Genomic DNA, 14,308 nt, shown 5'->3' with positions numbered 1-14,308 from the left:
ACATAAAAATACGGCGCGCTTACTTGGGTCCTATTCCGTTAGGCCCGCAAAAGTTTCCCGAACCGGGATATTTGCGATCTATCTGTACATAGCGAATACCCGAGGTGCCGATCAGGATGCCGTTTCGCAAGACGCTGTACTTGGCCGACGCGCCAGCATTCACACTCAAGGGCCTGATAAGGTTCTCATAGTCAGTCACCAGAAATGTATAAGTAGTGTCCGAACCCTTCCATGTATAGCTAAACGTCTGCGCCGTTGACGGCAGCGGATTGCGATCCGGGTAGTTCAAGAATCCCTGGTAGCTCAAGACAACTTCATCGCCCGCCAATAACACCTGGGGCGCGGGATTAACGGTCACCCTGATACCCAACCAAACAGGCGGACTCGTTTCGCAATTAAGGAACGACCTGATGTTTTGCGAAGAATCAGGAAAGGTAGGGAGGGTGAACTTAATAGGCGGCGCAAGGCTGACAGAAACAACTTGATCACGTGACAACTGTTGATTGACGCGATTGTCCGTTTGATAGTTAACGAGCGTTGTGGCGTTATTGCCACTTGCGGCGATGACCGCCCAGGGAATTCGATTATCAAACTCCACTACCGCACCGCCTACATCGGCGTCCTTTACGGTATAAGTGGCAACCGCCTTCGTCTGACCGGGCCGGAACAGCAGAAGTTGTTCACCGGGTTTAGGGTTGTCAGGCAATGCAATCGTCGCCCTGACAGGCTGATCCGCATCTCGACTGTCCAAACGATTGGGCACAGGAGAAACCGCCCCATGGATATTAACCAATGGCAACAGTTGATTGAGCAAGGCAGGTGCCAACGGGTTCTCTTGGCCAAAGATCGTATTGTCCACATCGACATACTTAGCCGGCGACGAGACACCTGGGCCCACGGCATCGCCGGCCCGAAGAATAAAGTAGCGCACCGGTACGTTGTTGACCCGTTGGCGGTCGGAGCCATTGGCGATCAGGGTGAGCCAGTCGACGGGAACTGTGAGTGGCAACGCGGTGACCGATACTGGCGCCAATTTTTTGCTCCCCCACTGCACCACGCATTGGTCACCCGCCAGCCAATTATCATAGTGCTGCACCCTGACCGACACGATCAGCCGAGCGTCGTCTCTTTTTACAATCAGGTCGGAATCAAAGGCGGGCACTTGCGGGGCAGAGAGGTTGGACACCGGTGCAGGTAAAGCCAGGCCGGCACTCGTCACTTCCGAGTATTGAGCGCTTGTATTGCCAGCCCGGTCACGCACACGATAAAAGAAATGTATTTCCTTGGAACCGGCGAGCTTTTCAAGAACCGCCACCGGAATTCGCATGACCATAGGCCCAGAGAGGGCCGTAAATGATTGTTCAAATTGAGGCGCGCGTGTCGGCACCGAGTCACTTCCACTCAAATAGCCCAACAGTGTATCGCCTGTCTTCCGATCGAGATAATCGCCCGGTACCTCGACTTCAGCGAACGGGCTGCTTATTAAATTAAGCGGCGTAATAGGGTCTACCAGAAACCTGGCTGCCTTAAGTACACCACCGGCACCCGGTGCAGCCCGATCTATAATGATCTTGCGCGGGGACGATTGTTCGAACACCGCGCTGTCTTTATCAATGTTATTAATTCGGTAGGAGACATTAACCACGCCATTATTCAGGAAGTAATCCTGTGGAATATTAACGGTATAGGGAAATTGGCCCGCGACGATCGGCCCGGGTAACTCGATAGGTTCCAGTTCAAAGGCCACACTGCCTTGAACATGCCAGATAAACGTAATCCAGTCGCTTTCCCCGGCCTGTGGCAAAAATGTCCAGGGCGCCTCGATCTTTACCGGCAGGTCCATAAACAGAAAGCGCGTGGGAATCAAGCCGTCGGGCAATACGTTATCAATGATCAGCGGCGGTAATGTCGGCGTGACCGACAGGCCCACCGTTGCAGTTTTGGCTACCCCTGCGGCAACGTTAGTGTGAAGCGTATTGTCCGCTGAAGTGTTAGCCATCTCGCTCTCCAAACATAAGCGTTGTCAGAATTGTTTAACTCATTGCTCTGGCTTGATTGAATACCCTATAACCTTGGCCGGATACTGTCAGAACTAACAGGTAGCGCTGCCATTCGTCGGCTCTGTCACGGCGCCGGACGCTGCTCAGACGGAAATTCACTTGACGCGCATGCCGGGTTGAGGTTTCCTGAAACCGGTTTCAACGCTGCATAATTTCCAATAAGAAAGGCCTGCCACCGTGACTTCATTTTCCGCCGCCCAGCGCAGCCGCGTGACCATGCTCGACGTCGCCGAGCGTGCCGGTGTGTCCAAGGCGAGCGTGTCGCGCTTCATTGGCGACGACCGCGCCCTGCTCTCCGACGCCATTGCCCTGCGCATCGAGCAAGCCATAGAAGCACTCGGCTATCGCCCCAACCAAATGGCGCGCGGCCTGAAACGTGGCCGCACCCGCTTGATCGGCATGCTCGTCGCCGACATCCGCAACCCCTATTCCATTGCCGTGATGCACGGCGTCGAAACCGCGTGCCGCACGCACGGCTACAGCCTGGTGGTGTGCAACACCGACCGCGATGACGCGCAGGAAAGCCAGCACCTGGCGGCACTGCGCTCGTACAACATCGAAGGGCTGATCGTGAACACCCTCGGCCATCACCTCGACCAATTGCTGGAGCTGCGCCAGGAAATGCCGCTGGTGCTGGTCGACCGCAAGGTCGAGCCATTGCATTGCGATTTGGTCGGGCTGGATAACCGTGCCGCGGTGCGCATCGCCGTAGAACACCTGCAACAACAGGGTTACCGCGATGTGTTGCTGGTGAGCGAACCGGCTGATGGCACCAGCTCGCGCCTTGAGCGCCAGCAGAGTTTCAACACCGAGATCGCCCGCCGTCCGGAATTGACCGGGGCCGTGCTGGAAATGGACGCCGAACTGGAAAATCGTTTGCACACTTATCTGGCCAAGCCAGGCCGCAAGGCACTGTTCTGCGCCAACGGCATCGCCGCGCTGGCCTGCGCCCGCGCGCTCAAAACCCTGGGCTGCCACCTCTTCGATGACGTCGGCCTGATCGCCCTGGATGACCTGGACTGGTACCCGCTGGTGGGCAGTGGCATCACCGCCCTCGCCCAGCCAACCGAGGCGATTGGCGCCAGCGCCTTCGAGTGCCTGCTTAAGCGCTTGCGCGGAGATGACGCGCCAACCCGCACCCTGGATTTCGTCCCCGAATTGATTGTTCGCGGCTCCACTTGTGGGCGCTGGCTTGCCTGCGATAGCGGTGTATAAGCCGAGCACAGTGTGGGCTGACGTACCGCTGTCGCAGGCAAGCCAGCGCCCACATTGCTTATCTTTTGCGTAAAAAAATGAAACCGGTTTCAGAGGTCAATAACAATGCATAAATACCCCGTCTCCATCAGCCTTTCCAGCTACGGCGCAGACCTGGTTCGCCAGAAGGGTCAACTGAGTTTTGTCGAATTACTCAGCGCTGCCGGCGCGCAACGTATCGAGTGGCGTGAAGAACTGCTCACCCATGAACAGCCCGCAGCGCTGGCCGAGGCGGCTGCCGAACACGGCCTTGAATCGGTGTTTTCTTCGCCTCTGGAATTGTGGGTCGCAGGCCGCGCGCAGCCGAACGCAGAACTTGCCGCCACCCTGGACCGCGCCCAGGCGTTCGGTTCCGGCTGGCTGAAAGTCTCCCTCGGCTACTTCACCGACACCAATGACCTGCAAAGCCTGCAGGCCCTGCTTAACCGCCACCCGGTCAAGCTGCTGGTGGAGAACGATCAGACGCTGTACGGCGGGCGCATCGAGCCGATGCAACGGTTCTTCACCGAGGTGGAGCGCCTGGGCTTGCCGGTGAAGATGACCTTCGATATCGGCAACTGGCAGTGGCAGGACCAATCCGCCCTCACCGCCGCACGCCTGCTCGGCCGTCACGTGGCTTACCTGCACTGCAAGGCCGTGGCGCGTCGGCCAGACGGCAAGCTGGTCGCACTGCCGCCTGGCGCCACCGACCTGCATCTGTGGGAACAACTGCTCAAACATATGACTCAAGGTATTACCCGGGCCGTGGAATTCCCGTTGCAGGGCGATGACTTGACCCACGTCACCGCGCAACAGGTCGCCACTCTCGCGCTCCTCGGCCAGCCGCGTGCGGAGAATGCCCATGTCTGAGATCGATATCCTCTCGTTTGGTGAAACCATGGCGATGTTTGTCGCCGAGCAGACCGGCGACCTGGCCCAGGTGGCGCAATTTCACAAGCGTATTGCCGGGGCCGACAGCAATGTGGCCATCGGCTTGTCGCGCCTGGGCTTCAACGTCACCTGGCTGAGCCGGGTAGGCAACGATTCCCTGGGGCGCTTTGTGGTCGATACGCTGACCAAAGAGGGCCTGAATTGCCGGCATGTGGCGGTTGACCCGCTGCATCCCACCGGTTTTCAATTCAAGTCCCGTGAAGAAGCGGGTGCTGACCCTCAAGTGGAATATTTCCGCAAAGGCTCGGCGGCCAGCCATTTGTCGGTCGCCGCCATCAGCCCCGCGCTGTTGCAGGCGCGGCACCTGCATGCCACCGGCATTCCGCCAGCCTTGTCCGAGGCCACTGGCGAGCTGTCCACCGAGCTGATGACGCAAATGCGCAAGGCCGGGCGCAGCATTTCGTTTGACCCCAACCTGCGCCCTTCGCTGTGGGCAAGCCAGGCGCAGATGGTCCGTGAGATCAACGCCCTTGCAGCCCTTGCCGACTGGGTACTGCCGGGGTTGGGCGAAGGTCGCCTGCTCACCGGGTTTGATGACCCGGCCGACATTGCCGCGTTCTACCTGGACCTTGGCGCCGAAGCCGTGGCGATCAAACTCGGCGCCGACGGCGCCTACTACCGCACCCACATGGACCAGGGCTTTATCGCCGCCGTGCCGGTGGAAAAAGTCGTGGACACCGTGGGCGCCGGCGACGGTTTTGCCGTCGGCATGATCAGTGCCCTGCTGGAAAACCTCAGCTTCCCCGAAGCGGTGCAGCGCGGTAACTGGATCGGCAGCCGCGCCGTGCAAAGCCGCGGTGATATGGAAGGTTTACCCACGCGCGCGGAGTTGCCCAACCAGTCCGTTGCATGACCCCCTACACCCTGTTGCCACAACTACAACAAGCTCAGGAGCAACCCCATGGATACGCTGAAACTCGCCACCCGCCGTTGGTGGTACATCATGCCCATCGTGTTTATCACCTATAGCCTGGCCTACCTGGACCGCGCCAACTATGGGTTTGCCGCCGCCTCCGGGATGGCCGAAGACCTGATGATTACCCCCGGCATGTCGTCACTGCTGGGCGCACTGTTTTTCCTCGGCTACTTTTTCTTCCAGGTGCCGGGGGCGATTTACGCGCAGAAGCGCAGCGTCAAAAAGCTGATTTTCGTCAGCCTGATCCTGTGGGGCGCCCTGGCGACCCTGACCGGCGTGGTGTCCAACGCCTACATGCTGATCGCGATTCGCTTCATGCTCGGCGTTGTCGAAGCCGCCGTGATGCCGGCGATGCTGGTGTACCTGTGCCACTGGTTCACCCGCGCCGAACGCTCACGCGCCAACACCTTCCTGATCCTCGGCAACCCGGTGACCATGCTGTGGATGTCTGTGGTGTCGGGCTATCTGGTGCAGCATTTCAGCTGGCGCTGGATGTTCATCATCGAAGGTTTGCCGGCAGTGCTCTGGGCATTTATCTGGTGGAAGCTGGCGGATGAGAAACCCGCCAATGCCAAGTGGCTCAGCGACCGTGAAAAACGCGATCTGGAAAGCGCGCTGGCCGCTGAACAAGTCGGGATCAAGGCGGTGAAAAACTACGCCGAAGCCTTTCGCTCACCCAAAGTGATCATCCTGGCGCTGCAGTTTTTCTGCTGGAGCATCGGCGTGTACGGCTTTGTGCTGTGGCTGCCATCGATCCTCAAGGCCGGTTTGCAAATGGACATGGTCGAGGCCGGCTGGCTCTCGGCGCTGCCGTACCTGGCGGCGGTGATCGGCATGCTGGTGGTGTCGTGGGGTTCGGACAAGCTGCAAAAACGTAAACGTTTTGTGTGGCCGCCGCTGCTGATCGCCTCCATCGCCTTTTATGCGTCCTACGTGCTTGGCGCCGAACATTTTTGGTGGTCCTACACCCTGCTGGTGATTGCCGGGGCGTGCATGTATGCGCCTTACGGGCCGTTTTTTGCGATTGTGCCGGAGATTCTGCCGGCCAACGTCGCCGGTGGCGCCATGGCCTTGATCAACAGCATGGGCGCCCTCGGGTCGTTTGGCGGTTCGTACCTGGTGGGCTACCTCAATAGCAGCACCGGCTCGCCCGGCGCCTCGTACCTGCTGATGAGCGGCGCGCTGATGCTGGCCGTGGTGCTGACGATTTTCCTCAAGCCCGGCGCCAGCGATCGCGAACGCGCGCCGCTGCACACCCTTGAATTGAAGGCGAAACACTCATGAAAAAATCGGTCGTTTTATACAAGAAGCTCTCCGCACCCTTGATGGCCCGCCTGCATGAGCAAGCCGAGGTCACCTTTATCGAAGCCCTCGACGAAACGGGCCTGGCCAAACTGCGCGATGCCCTGCCTACCGCCCACGGCCTGCTCGGCGCCAGCCTGCGCCTGGATGCCACGCTGCTGGAGTTGGCGCCCGCACTGGAAGCCGTGGCCAGCGTTTCGGTGGGGGTCGACAACTACGACATTGACTACCTGACCGGGCGCGGCATTTTGCTCAGCAACACACCGGATGTGCTCACCGAAACCACCGCCGACACCGGCTTCGCGCTGATTCTCGCCACCGCCCGACGTGTGGTGGAGTTGGCGGACATGGTGCGGGCCGGCCAGTGGAATAAAAACATTGGCCCGGCGCATTTCGGCACCGACGTGCACGGCAAAACCCTGGGCATCATCGGCATGGGCCGCATCGGCGAAGCGTTGGCCCAGCGCGGGCACTTTGGTTTTGGCATGCCGGTGATCTACCACAGCCACTCACCCAAACCTCAGGTTGAAAAACGCTTTGGTGCGGGTTATCGCAACCTGGAGGCGTTGCTCAAGGAAGCCGATTTTGTCTGCCTGACACTGCCGCTGACCGCCGAAACCGAAAAATTGATCGGCGCTGAAGAATTCGCACTGATGGGCCCGGAGACAATCTTTATCAATATCTCGCGAGGCAAGGTGGTGGACGAGGCCGCGTTGGTCGAGGCCTTGCAGCAACGCACCATCCGCGCTGCGGGGCTGGATGTGTTTGAGCGCGAACCGTTGAATCACGATTCAGCATTGTTGCGCTTGAACAACGTAGTGGCCACGCCGCACATTGGCTCGGCGACCCACGAGACACGCGAAGCGATGGCCAAGTGCGCGGTGGATAATCTGCTGCAAGCCCTGGCCGGGGAAAAGCCGAAGAACCTGGTCAACCCGGCAGCCTGGACGAAATAACACCTGGCCCACCTCAAACCCATGTGGGAGCTGGCTTGCCTGATACACCTCAAAACCACTGTGGGAGCTGGCTTGCCTGCGATAGCAATCTGTCAGCCTCCACAGGTTGACCGATCAACCGCCATCGCAGGCAAGCCAGCTCCCACTTTTTGACTGTGTTTCAGATTGGGTTAGATCACAAACCTCGCCACCATCGCGTTCAAATCCACCGCCAGGCGCGACAGTTCATGGCTGGCGGCGCTGGTCTGGTTGGCACCCGCTGCCGACTGGGTTGCCAGGTCGCGGATATTGACCAGGTTGCGGTCCACTTCACGGGACACCTGGGCTTGCTCCTCCGACGCGCTGGCGATGACCAGGTTGCGCTCGTTGATCAGGCTGATGGACTGGGTGATCTGCTCCAGCGCAACACCGGCGGCGCGGGCCATTTCCAGGGTGGTGTGTGTGCGCTGATTGCTCTGCTGCATCGACTGCACCGCTTCACCGGTGCCGTTCTGGATGCCAGCGACCATTTTTTCGATCTCCTGGGTCGATTGCGCAGTGCGGTGAGCCAGTGCCCGTACTTCGTCTGCCACCACCGCAAAGCCGCGCCCAGCTTCACCGGCGCGCGCCGCTTCGATGGCCGCGTTAAGCGCCAGCAGGTTGGTTTGTTCGGCAATCGCGCGGATCACGTCGAGCACCTTGCCAATGTCACGGCCTTGAGACGCCAGGCCCTCAATCAGGACGGACGTGTTCTGCACATCCTGCGTCATGGTCTGGATCGCGCCGACGGTTTCCACCACACGGTCGCGCCCTTCCCGCGCCGCCTTGTTGGACTCGCTGGACGCTTCAGAGGTGGACACCGCATTGCGCGCGACTTCTTCCACCGCGGCGGTCATTTCATTGACTGCGGTGGCAGCCTGGTCGATTTCGTTGTTCTGTTGCTGCAAGCCTTTGGAGGCTTCCTCCGTGACGGCGCTCAACTCTTCAGCAGCCGAGGCCAGTTGCGTGGCCGAGCCGGCAATGTGCTGAATGGTCTGGCGCAGGTTGCCCTGCATTGCCGCCAACGCGCCGAGCAAACGCGCGGGTTCGTCTTTACCGTCATCTTCAATGGTTTTGCTGAGGTTGCCAGCGGCGATGGTTTCGGCCACTTCCACGGCTTTGCGCAATGGCGTGACAATGCTGCGGGTCAGCAGCCAGGCCAGCAGCACGGTAAGCAAAGCGGCGGCGACCGAGAAAAAAATCACACCCGTAATAGCGCCCTGGTAGCTCGCCCCGGCGTCGGTATCAGCCTGCTTGGCGTCGGCGAGGTTGATGGCGATCAGCTTATTGAGCTGCTCACCCATCTGGTCGGTGCCTTCCTTGATGCGCGTGTTGATCAGGGTGCGCATCTCATCAACCTTGCCCTGCTTGGACAGGGCCAGCATCTCAGCCTGCGCCTTGAAGTAGTTGTCCAGGGTATTGACGAAGGTCTTGTACAGCGCCGCTTCCTCGGTACCGGCGGGCGTTGCCGAGTAACCGGCCTGGGCGGTTTTGACCTTGTCAGCCAGCACGCCAATGCGGGTTTCCGCTTCCTGCAGACTGGCCGGTTCGCGATTGACCAGCACCCGAAACGACAGGATGCGCAGGCGCAGCACGTTTTCGGTGATGTTGCCCAGGAAGGTGACGCTCGGCAGTTGGGTCGCGCTCATCTCCACCGAGGACTGACGAATCTGCGTCATGCGGCTGACCGCAAACACCCCCAGTAACACCACTAACACCGCAATGAAGGCGAAACCAAGAAACGCGCGAGGGGCAATATTCAAATGACGAAGGGACATAGAGGGTGCTCTCAGAGGTTGTGTTTGCGAGCATCCCTGCCGCGAAACGATCAGTCAGCGTTAACGCGCTGCTCCGACCTTGGACACCACTGTTGGAATTGTAAGGTGGGCCTATTAAAGCTATCGGCTGCTCCTGGGGATTTACGCAGGGTGTTTATAAAATTTTTTTTACACTTCTGACGACTGCCGGTTTCTGGCATCCTGCGCCTCCTTTTTCTGACCCGAGCCCGCATTTTGTCTGACGCTCAAGCCCCCCGCCCGCGCTATAAATCCGACCTGATCTATGGCCTGGAAGACCGCCCGCACTTCACGGCGGCGATTTTCGCCGCACTGCAACACGTGCTGGCAAGTTTCGTCGGCATCATCACTCCCACCTTGATCGTCGGTGGCGTACTGGGCCTGGAAAGCGAGGTGCCGTACCTGGTGAGCATGGCGTTGTTCGTGTCAGGGCTGGGCACCTTTGTGCAGGCCCGCACATTCGGCCCCATCGGTTCAGGCCTGCTGTGCCTGCAGGGCACCAGTTTTTCGTTTATCAGCGTGATTCTCAGCGCCGGTTTCATGGTCAAGGCGCGGGGTGGCGGCACGGATGAAATCCTGTCGACGATCTTTGGCATCTGCTTTTTTGCCGCCTTTATTGAAGTGGTACTCAGCCAGTTCATCGGCAAGCTGCGCAAGCTGATCACCCCGGTGGTCACCGGCACCATTATTACCCTGATGGGTTTGTCGCTGATCAAAGTAGCGGTCACCGACATGGCCGGCGGCTATGGCGCCAGCGACCTCGGCGCGGCCAGCAACATGGGGCTGGCCGCGCTGGTGCTGCTGACCATCGTGGTCCTCAACCGCTTCAGCAACCCGTTCCTGCGCCTGGGTTCGATCGTAATCGGCCTGACCCTGGGCTTCGCCGTGGCATGGTTCATGGGCCGCGTGGATTTGGCAGCCCTGCCCCAGGTGCCACTGATCAGCGTGCCGGTGCCTTTCAAGTACGGTTTCTCGTTCGACTGGGTGGCGTTTATCCCGGTGGCGGTGATCTTCCTGATTTCGCCCCTGGAAGCGGCCGGCGACCTGACCGCCAACTCGATGATCTCCCAACAGCCGGTCAAGGGCCCGTTGTACATCAAACGCATCAAGTCCGGCCTGCTCGCCGACGGCCTCAACTCGGCCATGGCCGCCACCTTCAACAGCTTGCCGATGGTCACCTTCGCCCAGAACAACGGGGTGATCCAGTTGACCGGCGTGGCCAGCCGTTACGTGGCGTACTTTATTGCCAGCCTGCTGGTGCTGCTGGGGTTGTTCCCGATGATCGGCGCGGTGCTGCAACTGATGCCCAAGCCGGTATTGGGCGGCGCCACCCTGATCATGTTCGGCACCGTGGCGGTGGCGGGCATCAAGATACTTGCCGAAGCCGGGCTGCACCGGCGCAACGTGCTGATCGTGGCGATCTCCCTGGGGATGGGCCTGGGCGTGGCGGCGGTACCGGAAGTGTTGCGCGATTTACCCAAAGCGTTGCACAACATCTTCGAATCGCCGATTACCGTGGGCGCGTTCTGTGCAATCCTGCTGAACATTTTCCTGCCCGAGGAGTTCATAGAGCTGGAAGAAGATGAATTCGATCCGGAGTCCTCTACCCTCAAAGTCATGCAGGACCCGGACGTCACGAAATAGGAGCAACTTTCAATGCGCAAGCTCATGGCTCTATCGTTACTGCTGCTGACCCTGAGCGCCTGTGCGCTGTTCCCCAATCGCGACCCGTTGAATATCAACGTGGTCGGCATCGAACCGTTGCAAAGCCAGGACCTTGAAGTGCGTTTTGGCGTGAAGTTGCGGGTGCAGAACCCCAATGAAACGGCGATCGACTACAGCGGCGTGGCGCTGGACCTGGAGGTCAATGGCCGTCCCTTGGCGTCTGGCGTCAGTGATCAGGCGGGGTCCATCCCGCGCTTTTCCGAAGCGGTGATCACAGTGCCGGTCAGTGTTTCGGCGTTTTCGGTGTTGCGCCAGACCCTGGGCCTGAGCCAGACCCAGAGCTTGAATAACCTGCCCTACACACTGCGCGGCAAACTGGCGGGCGGGCTGTTTGGCACCCTGCGCTTTGTAGATCGCGGCACGCTGAACTTGCCGAATACGGCGACGTGGTGAATGTTGTGCAACCGATATTATTCACCGAACGCCTGATTCTGCGCCCCCTGACCCTCGATGACGCCGAGGGGATCCAACAGCAATTTCCTCACTGGGAAGTGGTGCGTTACCTCAACGACCAAGTGCCCTGGCCCTACCCGGCTGACGGCGCGCGTTGTTATCTGGAGCACGTGGCCTTGCCGGCCATGGCACGCGGTGAGGAGTGGCACTGGTCGATCCGGCTCAAAAACGCACCCGATTTGTTGATTGGTAACATCAGCCTGATGGACTCGGTGGATGATAACCGCGGGTTCTGGCTGGGGCCGCAGTGGCAGGGGCAAGGGCTGATGACCGAGGCCAGTGCAGCAGTGACGCACTATTGGTTCGAAGTGCTCGGGAGGGACGTACTGCGGGTGCCCAAAGCGGCACCGAACCTTGGCTCGCGGCGAATCTCCGAGCGTACGGGAATGCGATTGATCAAGAGTGACGAGGGCCGGTTTGTGGGAGGTATTTTTGCGCGGGATATTTGGGAGATGACACGTGAAGAGTGGCTCGAAGCACGGCGTGTCAATCCGTTGCAGCGCTAACGGCCCAGCCAAAAGCAAACGGTACCCTTAAGGCTTCGCGTGTGGGAGCTGGCTTGCCTGGGATGGCATCTACTGGGGGTGCCTGATGGACCGAGGTGTCTGCTTCGCAGGCAAGCCAGCTCCCACAGAGAAGCGGATCTGTGTGTGATGGTATTGAAGTCTTACTCGGTTAGAAATGTGGGAGCGGGCTTGCTCGCGAAGGCGGTGGGTCAGTTGATGAATTTGGTGGCTGACACACCGCATTCGCGAGCAAGCCCGCTCCCACAGGTGGATCTCCATTTGGTCTGGAGAATCGCGATCTGCTCTAGAAAAAACAGCGCCTTTGATTCAACCACTCAGGTCGGCTTTCAGGCCGCCGTGCTTTAGATTTTGATCTTGATCTCAGGCGCCCCGTTAACCACGATGGCCGAACGCAGGCTTGAATCCGTGGGCAACCCGGCAGGACGCCGGGTTAGCCGCTGTAAGAGCGGAACCCATCCAAGCCATCACAAAAATACCGGATATTCCCCCTACTTAGCCGCCATCAACTTATTAACCTCACTACGAACCATGTTGGCAAACTCGGGCGGCGACATCCCGTCCAACTCCGATCGCACCCACTCCGCCCACTTCCCCTTACGCTTCGCACGCTCCCCAAACAACCGCGCCGCCTCCCCCTTGGCCTTACCCAGGTTGGCCTGCCACAAATCATAAAGACGCGACTTTTCATCTTCCAGCTCAGCACGCTCAGCCAGGGTCTTGTCTGCGAGATTGAAGCTCATGTTAAATCCCCTGCTACAAAAATAGAGGACATCTTACACGCCAGCCCCCCATTTCCTGATCCGGTTTTTCACCCAAAACTCCCCAGCCACAAAAAAACTGCAACTTTTGCCGCAGCCCGATACTCCATTGTTCACTGTCACATTCACCTGCAAGGAGTCACACAATGGCCCGCAAATCTGCCGCCCAAGCTGTCGAAGAACAAATCAAGGATCAAGCCTTCAGTGAACTGACGGCATTGATCGAAGAATCCGACAAACTGCTCAAAAGCAGCGCGTCGCTGGTCGGCGAAGAAGGCGAAACCCTGCGTGAGCAGGTCGCCATCAAGCTCAAGCAAGCCCTGGATTCGGTGTCCAACGTGCGCGAACGCAGCAAGCCTGTGGTCGATGCCACTGAAAACTATATCGGTGGTCACCCATGGCAGACCGTGGCGATTTCCGCCGGTTTCGGCCTGGTCGTAGGCCTGCTGCTGGGCCGTCGTAACTGATGCCCTGAGGGCAACGCCACCGGCGTTGCCCTTTTTAACCGTTAGCCAGTGCCTGTAACTGCTCCAAGTCCTGCACGTCGATCACAATCCCCTCCTGCTCCGACTTCGCCCGTGTGCGATGACGTCGATCCCCCGGCAAACGCCGCAACCCTGCTGCATGCATCTGCCGCACCAATTCCTGGCTGCGCTCGGCAAAGCTTTGCCCGGCGGTTTTGCTCGGGTCGATCACGATCAGCAACTGACCCGTCCAGGGCGTACGCGCACCAGGATGATCAGCCCAATTGAACTCAAACGAGAAATTGCCACCGGTCAGCGCTGCCGCCAACAGCTCTACCATCATCGACAATGCCGAACCTTTGTGCCCGCCGAACGGCAACAGCGCGCCGCCTTCAAGGATAGCCTTGGGGTCCTGGGTCGGCTGGCCCAGGCCGTCGACGCCCATGCCCGGCGGCAGGCGCTCGCCCTTGCGCGCGGCAATCTGCACATCACCATGGGCGATGGCGCTGGTCGCCAGGTCAAACACAATTGGCAGGCCATCGGCGCGCGGGGCGGCAAAGGCGATGGGGTTGGTGCCGAACAGTGGGCGGTCGGCGCCATGGGGCACCACGCAGGTCATGCTGTTGACCACACTCAACGCCACCAGCCCTTGTTCGGCGAAGGGTTCGACGTCGGGCCACAAGGCGGCAAAGTGATGGGAGTTATGGATCGCCAGCAAGGCAATCCCGGCGCTGCGGGCCTTGTCTACCAACAGCCCCCTGGCCGCTTCCAGTGCTGGCTGGGCAAAACCATTGCCGGCGTCTACCCGCACAAAACCTGAAGCCACATCGCTCACAATGGGCACAGCGCGGCCATTTACCCAGCCACTGGCCAGTGTGCTGAGGTAGCCGGGAATGCGGAAAATGCCATGACTGTGCGCGCCATCACGTTCGGCGCTGGCGCAATTGCGCGAGAGAATCGCAGCCACCTCAGGCGAGGTGCCGTGCCGCACAAATACCTGTTGCAGCAATGCCACCAGCTCACCGAAGCCGATGGCGACACGAGAACCTTCAACTAGCTTGGACGGCGTAGACATCTGAAGCTCCGAATTTATGATTGGAAGGCGCGACAAGACGAGAAACCAGACCTGCGATTAAACAACGCGCCCGC

Annotated in this window: 13 protein-coding genes; 9 read left to right on the top strand and 4 right to left on the bottom strand. The window is 59.6% G+C overall.

All coding sequences use genetic code 11. The annotated features are described in order from the left end of the window. Positions 1-19: 19 nt before the first annotated feature. Positions 20-1,999, bottom strand: coding sequence for a hypothetical protein (locus tag ACP7A2_RS01535; RefSeq protein WP_426132806.1), 1,980 nt, complete (start codon positions 1,997-1,999; stop codon positions 20-22). A 238-nt stretch (positions 2,000-2,237) separates the two neighbouring features. Between ACP7A2_RS01535 and ACP7A2_RS01530 the strand changes: the two genes are divergently transcribed. From ACP7A2_RS01530 to ACP7A2_RS01510, 5 genes are all read left to right on the top strand, one after another. After that, positions 2,238-3,275, top strand: coding sequence for a LacI family DNA-binding transcriptional regulator (locus ACP7A2_RS01530; RefSeq protein ID WP_426132805.1), 1,038 nt, complete (start codon positions 2,238-2,240; stop codon positions 3,273-3,275). A gap of 105 nt (positions 3,276-3,380) precedes the next feature. After that, the gene (locus ACP7A2_RS01525) at positions 3,381-4,163 is read left to right on the top strand and encodes a sugar phosphate isomerase/epimerase family protein (RefSeq protein ID WP_426132804.1); all 783 of its coding nucleotides are present in this window, start codon (positions 3,381-3,383) and stop codon (positions 4,161-4,163) included. Continuing rightward, positions 4,156-5,097 (top strand): sugar kinase, encoded by a 942-nt coding sequence (locus tag ACP7A2_RS01520; protein ID WP_426132803.1) that lies wholly within the window; start codon positions 4,156-4,158, stop codon positions 5,095-5,097. Before ACP7A2_RS01525 ends, ACP7A2_RS01520 begins: the two co-directional genes overlap by 8 nt. A 48-nt stretch (positions 5,098-5,145) precedes the next feature. Further along, positions 5,146-6,444, top strand: a complete 1,299-nt coding sequence (locus ACP7A2_RS01515) for an MFS transporter (RefSeq protein WP_426132802.1) — start codon at positions 5,146-5,148, stop codon at positions 6,442-6,444. Continuing rightward, positions 6,441-7,418: an NAD(P)-dependent oxidoreductase gene (locus tag ACP7A2_RS01510; RefSeq protein WP_426132801.1), complete on the top strand. Its 978-nt coding sequence runs from the start codon at positions 6,441-6,443 to the stop codon at positions 7,416-7,418. The genes ACP7A2_RS01515 and ACP7A2_RS01510 overlap by 4 nt, the downstream gene beginning before the upstream one ends. Before the next feature lie 170 nt (positions 7,419-7,588). Here the strand turns inward: ACP7A2_RS01510 and ACP7A2_RS01505 are convergent, their stop codons facing one another. Next, complete coding sequence (locus ACP7A2_RS01505; protein WP_426132800.1) at positions 7,589-9,214, bottom strand: methyl-accepting chemotaxis protein; 1,626 nt, start codon at positions 9,212-9,214, stop codon at positions 7,589-7,591. Between the two features lie 234 nt (positions 9,215-9,448). Here ACP7A2_RS01505 and ACP7A2_RS01500 point away from each other — a divergent pair, with 234 nt between their 5' ends. From ACP7A2_RS01500 to ACP7A2_RS01490, 3 genes are read left to right on the top strand one after another with little or no spacing between them, the layout of a single operon-like run. Then, entirely contained in the window at positions 9,449-10,876 is a 1,428-nt protein-coding gene (locus ACP7A2_RS01500; RefSeq protein ID WP_426132799.1) for a nucleobase:cation symporter-2 family protein, read from the top strand. A gap of 12 nt (positions 10,877-10,888) precedes the next feature. Next, positions 10,889-11,350: an LEA type 2 family protein gene (locus ACP7A2_RS01495; protein WP_426132798.1), complete on the top strand. Its 462-nt coding sequence runs from the start codon at positions 10,889-10,891 to the stop codon at positions 11,348-11,350. A gap of 5 nt (positions 11,351-11,355) precedes the next feature. Further along, entirely contained in the window at positions 11,356-11,916 is a 561-nt protein-coding gene (locus tag ACP7A2_RS01490; RefSeq protein ID WP_426132797.1) for a GNAT family N-acetyltransferase, read from the top strand. Positions 11,917-12,425: 509 nt separating this feature from the next. Here the strand turns inward: ACP7A2_RS01490 and ACP7A2_RS01485 are convergent. Beyond that, positions 12,426-12,677 (bottom strand): hypothetical protein, encoded by a 252-nt coding sequence (locus tag ACP7A2_RS01485; RefSeq protein ID WP_426132796.1) that lies wholly within the window; start codon positions 12,675-12,677, stop codon positions 12,426-12,428. A 164-nt stretch (positions 12,678-12,841) separates the two neighbouring features. On the opposite strand from ACP7A2_RS01485, the gene ACP7A2_RS01480 reads away from it, so the two are divergent. Then, positions 12,842-13,162: a DUF883 family protein gene (locus ACP7A2_RS01480; RefSeq protein WP_078742982.1), complete on the top strand. Its 321-nt coding sequence runs from the start codon at positions 12,842-12,844 to the stop codon at positions 13,160-13,162. A gap of 34 nt (positions 13,163-13,196) precedes the next feature. Here the strand turns inward: ACP7A2_RS01480 and ACP7A2_RS01475 are convergent, their stop codons facing one another. Continuing rightward, the gene (locus tag ACP7A2_RS01475; RefSeq protein ID WP_426132795.1) at positions 13,197-14,234 is read right to left on the bottom strand and encodes an Ldh family oxidoreductase; all 1,038 of its coding nucleotides are present in this window, start codon (positions 14,232-14,234) and stop codon (positions 13,197-13,199) included. Between the last annotated feature and the right edge of the window lie 74 nt (positions 14,235-14,308).

Origin of the sequence: Pseudomonas sp. PWP3-1b2 (assembly GCF_049896045.1) — a bacterium.
In the GTDB taxonomy this organism is placed as follows: domain Bacteria; phylum Pseudomonadota; class Gammaproteobacteria; order Pseudomonadales; family Pseudomonadaceae; genus Aquipseudomonas; species Aquipseudomonas antarctica_B.
This window is presented reverse-complemented; position numbering and strand designations above follow the sequence as displayed.

Excerpts from the sequence above, each read along its gene's own strand:
- ACP7A2_RS01535 (WP_426132806.1), bottom strand. The coding sequence starts at position 1,999 with ATGGCTAACACTTCAGCGGACAATACGCTTCACACTAACGTTGCCGCA.
- ACP7A2_RS01525 (WP_426132804.1), top strand. The coding sequence starts at position 3,381 with ATGCATAAATACCCCGTCTCCATCAGCCTTTCCAGCTACGGCGCAGAC.
- ACP7A2_RS01520 (WP_426132803.1), top strand. The coding sequence starts at position 4,156 with ATGTCTGAGATCGATATCCTCTCGTTTGGTGAAACCATGGCGATGTTT.
- ACP7A2_RS01515 (WP_426132802.1), top strand. The coding sequence starts at position 5,146 with ATGGATACGCTGAAACTCGCCACCCGCCGTTGGTGGTACATCATGCCC.
- ACP7A2_RS01510 (WP_426132801.1), top strand. The coding sequence starts at position 6,441 with ATGAAAAAATCGGTCGTTTTATACAAGAAGCTCTCCGCACCCTTGATG.
- ACP7A2_RS01505 (WP_426132800.1), bottom strand. The coding sequence starts at position 9,214 with ATGTCCCTTCGTCATTTGAATATTGCCCCTCGCGCGTTTCTTGGTTTC.
- ACP7A2_RS01495 (WP_426132798.1), top strand. The coding sequence starts at position 10,889 with ATGCGCAAGCTCATGGCTCTATCGTTACTGCTGCTGACCCTGAGCGCC.
- ACP7A2_RS01485 (WP_426132796.1), bottom strand. The coding sequence starts at position 12,677 with ATGAGCTTCAATCTCGCAGACAAGACCCTGGCTGAGCGTGCTGAGCTG.
- ACP7A2_RS01480 (WP_078742982.1), top strand. The coding sequence starts at position 12,842 with ATGGCCCGCAAATCTGCCGCCCAAGCTGTCGAAGAACAAATCAAGGAT.
- ACP7A2_RS01475 (WP_426132795.1), bottom strand. The coding sequence starts at position 14,234 with ATGTCTACGCCGTCCAAGCTAGTTGAAGGTTCTCGTGTCGCCATCGGC.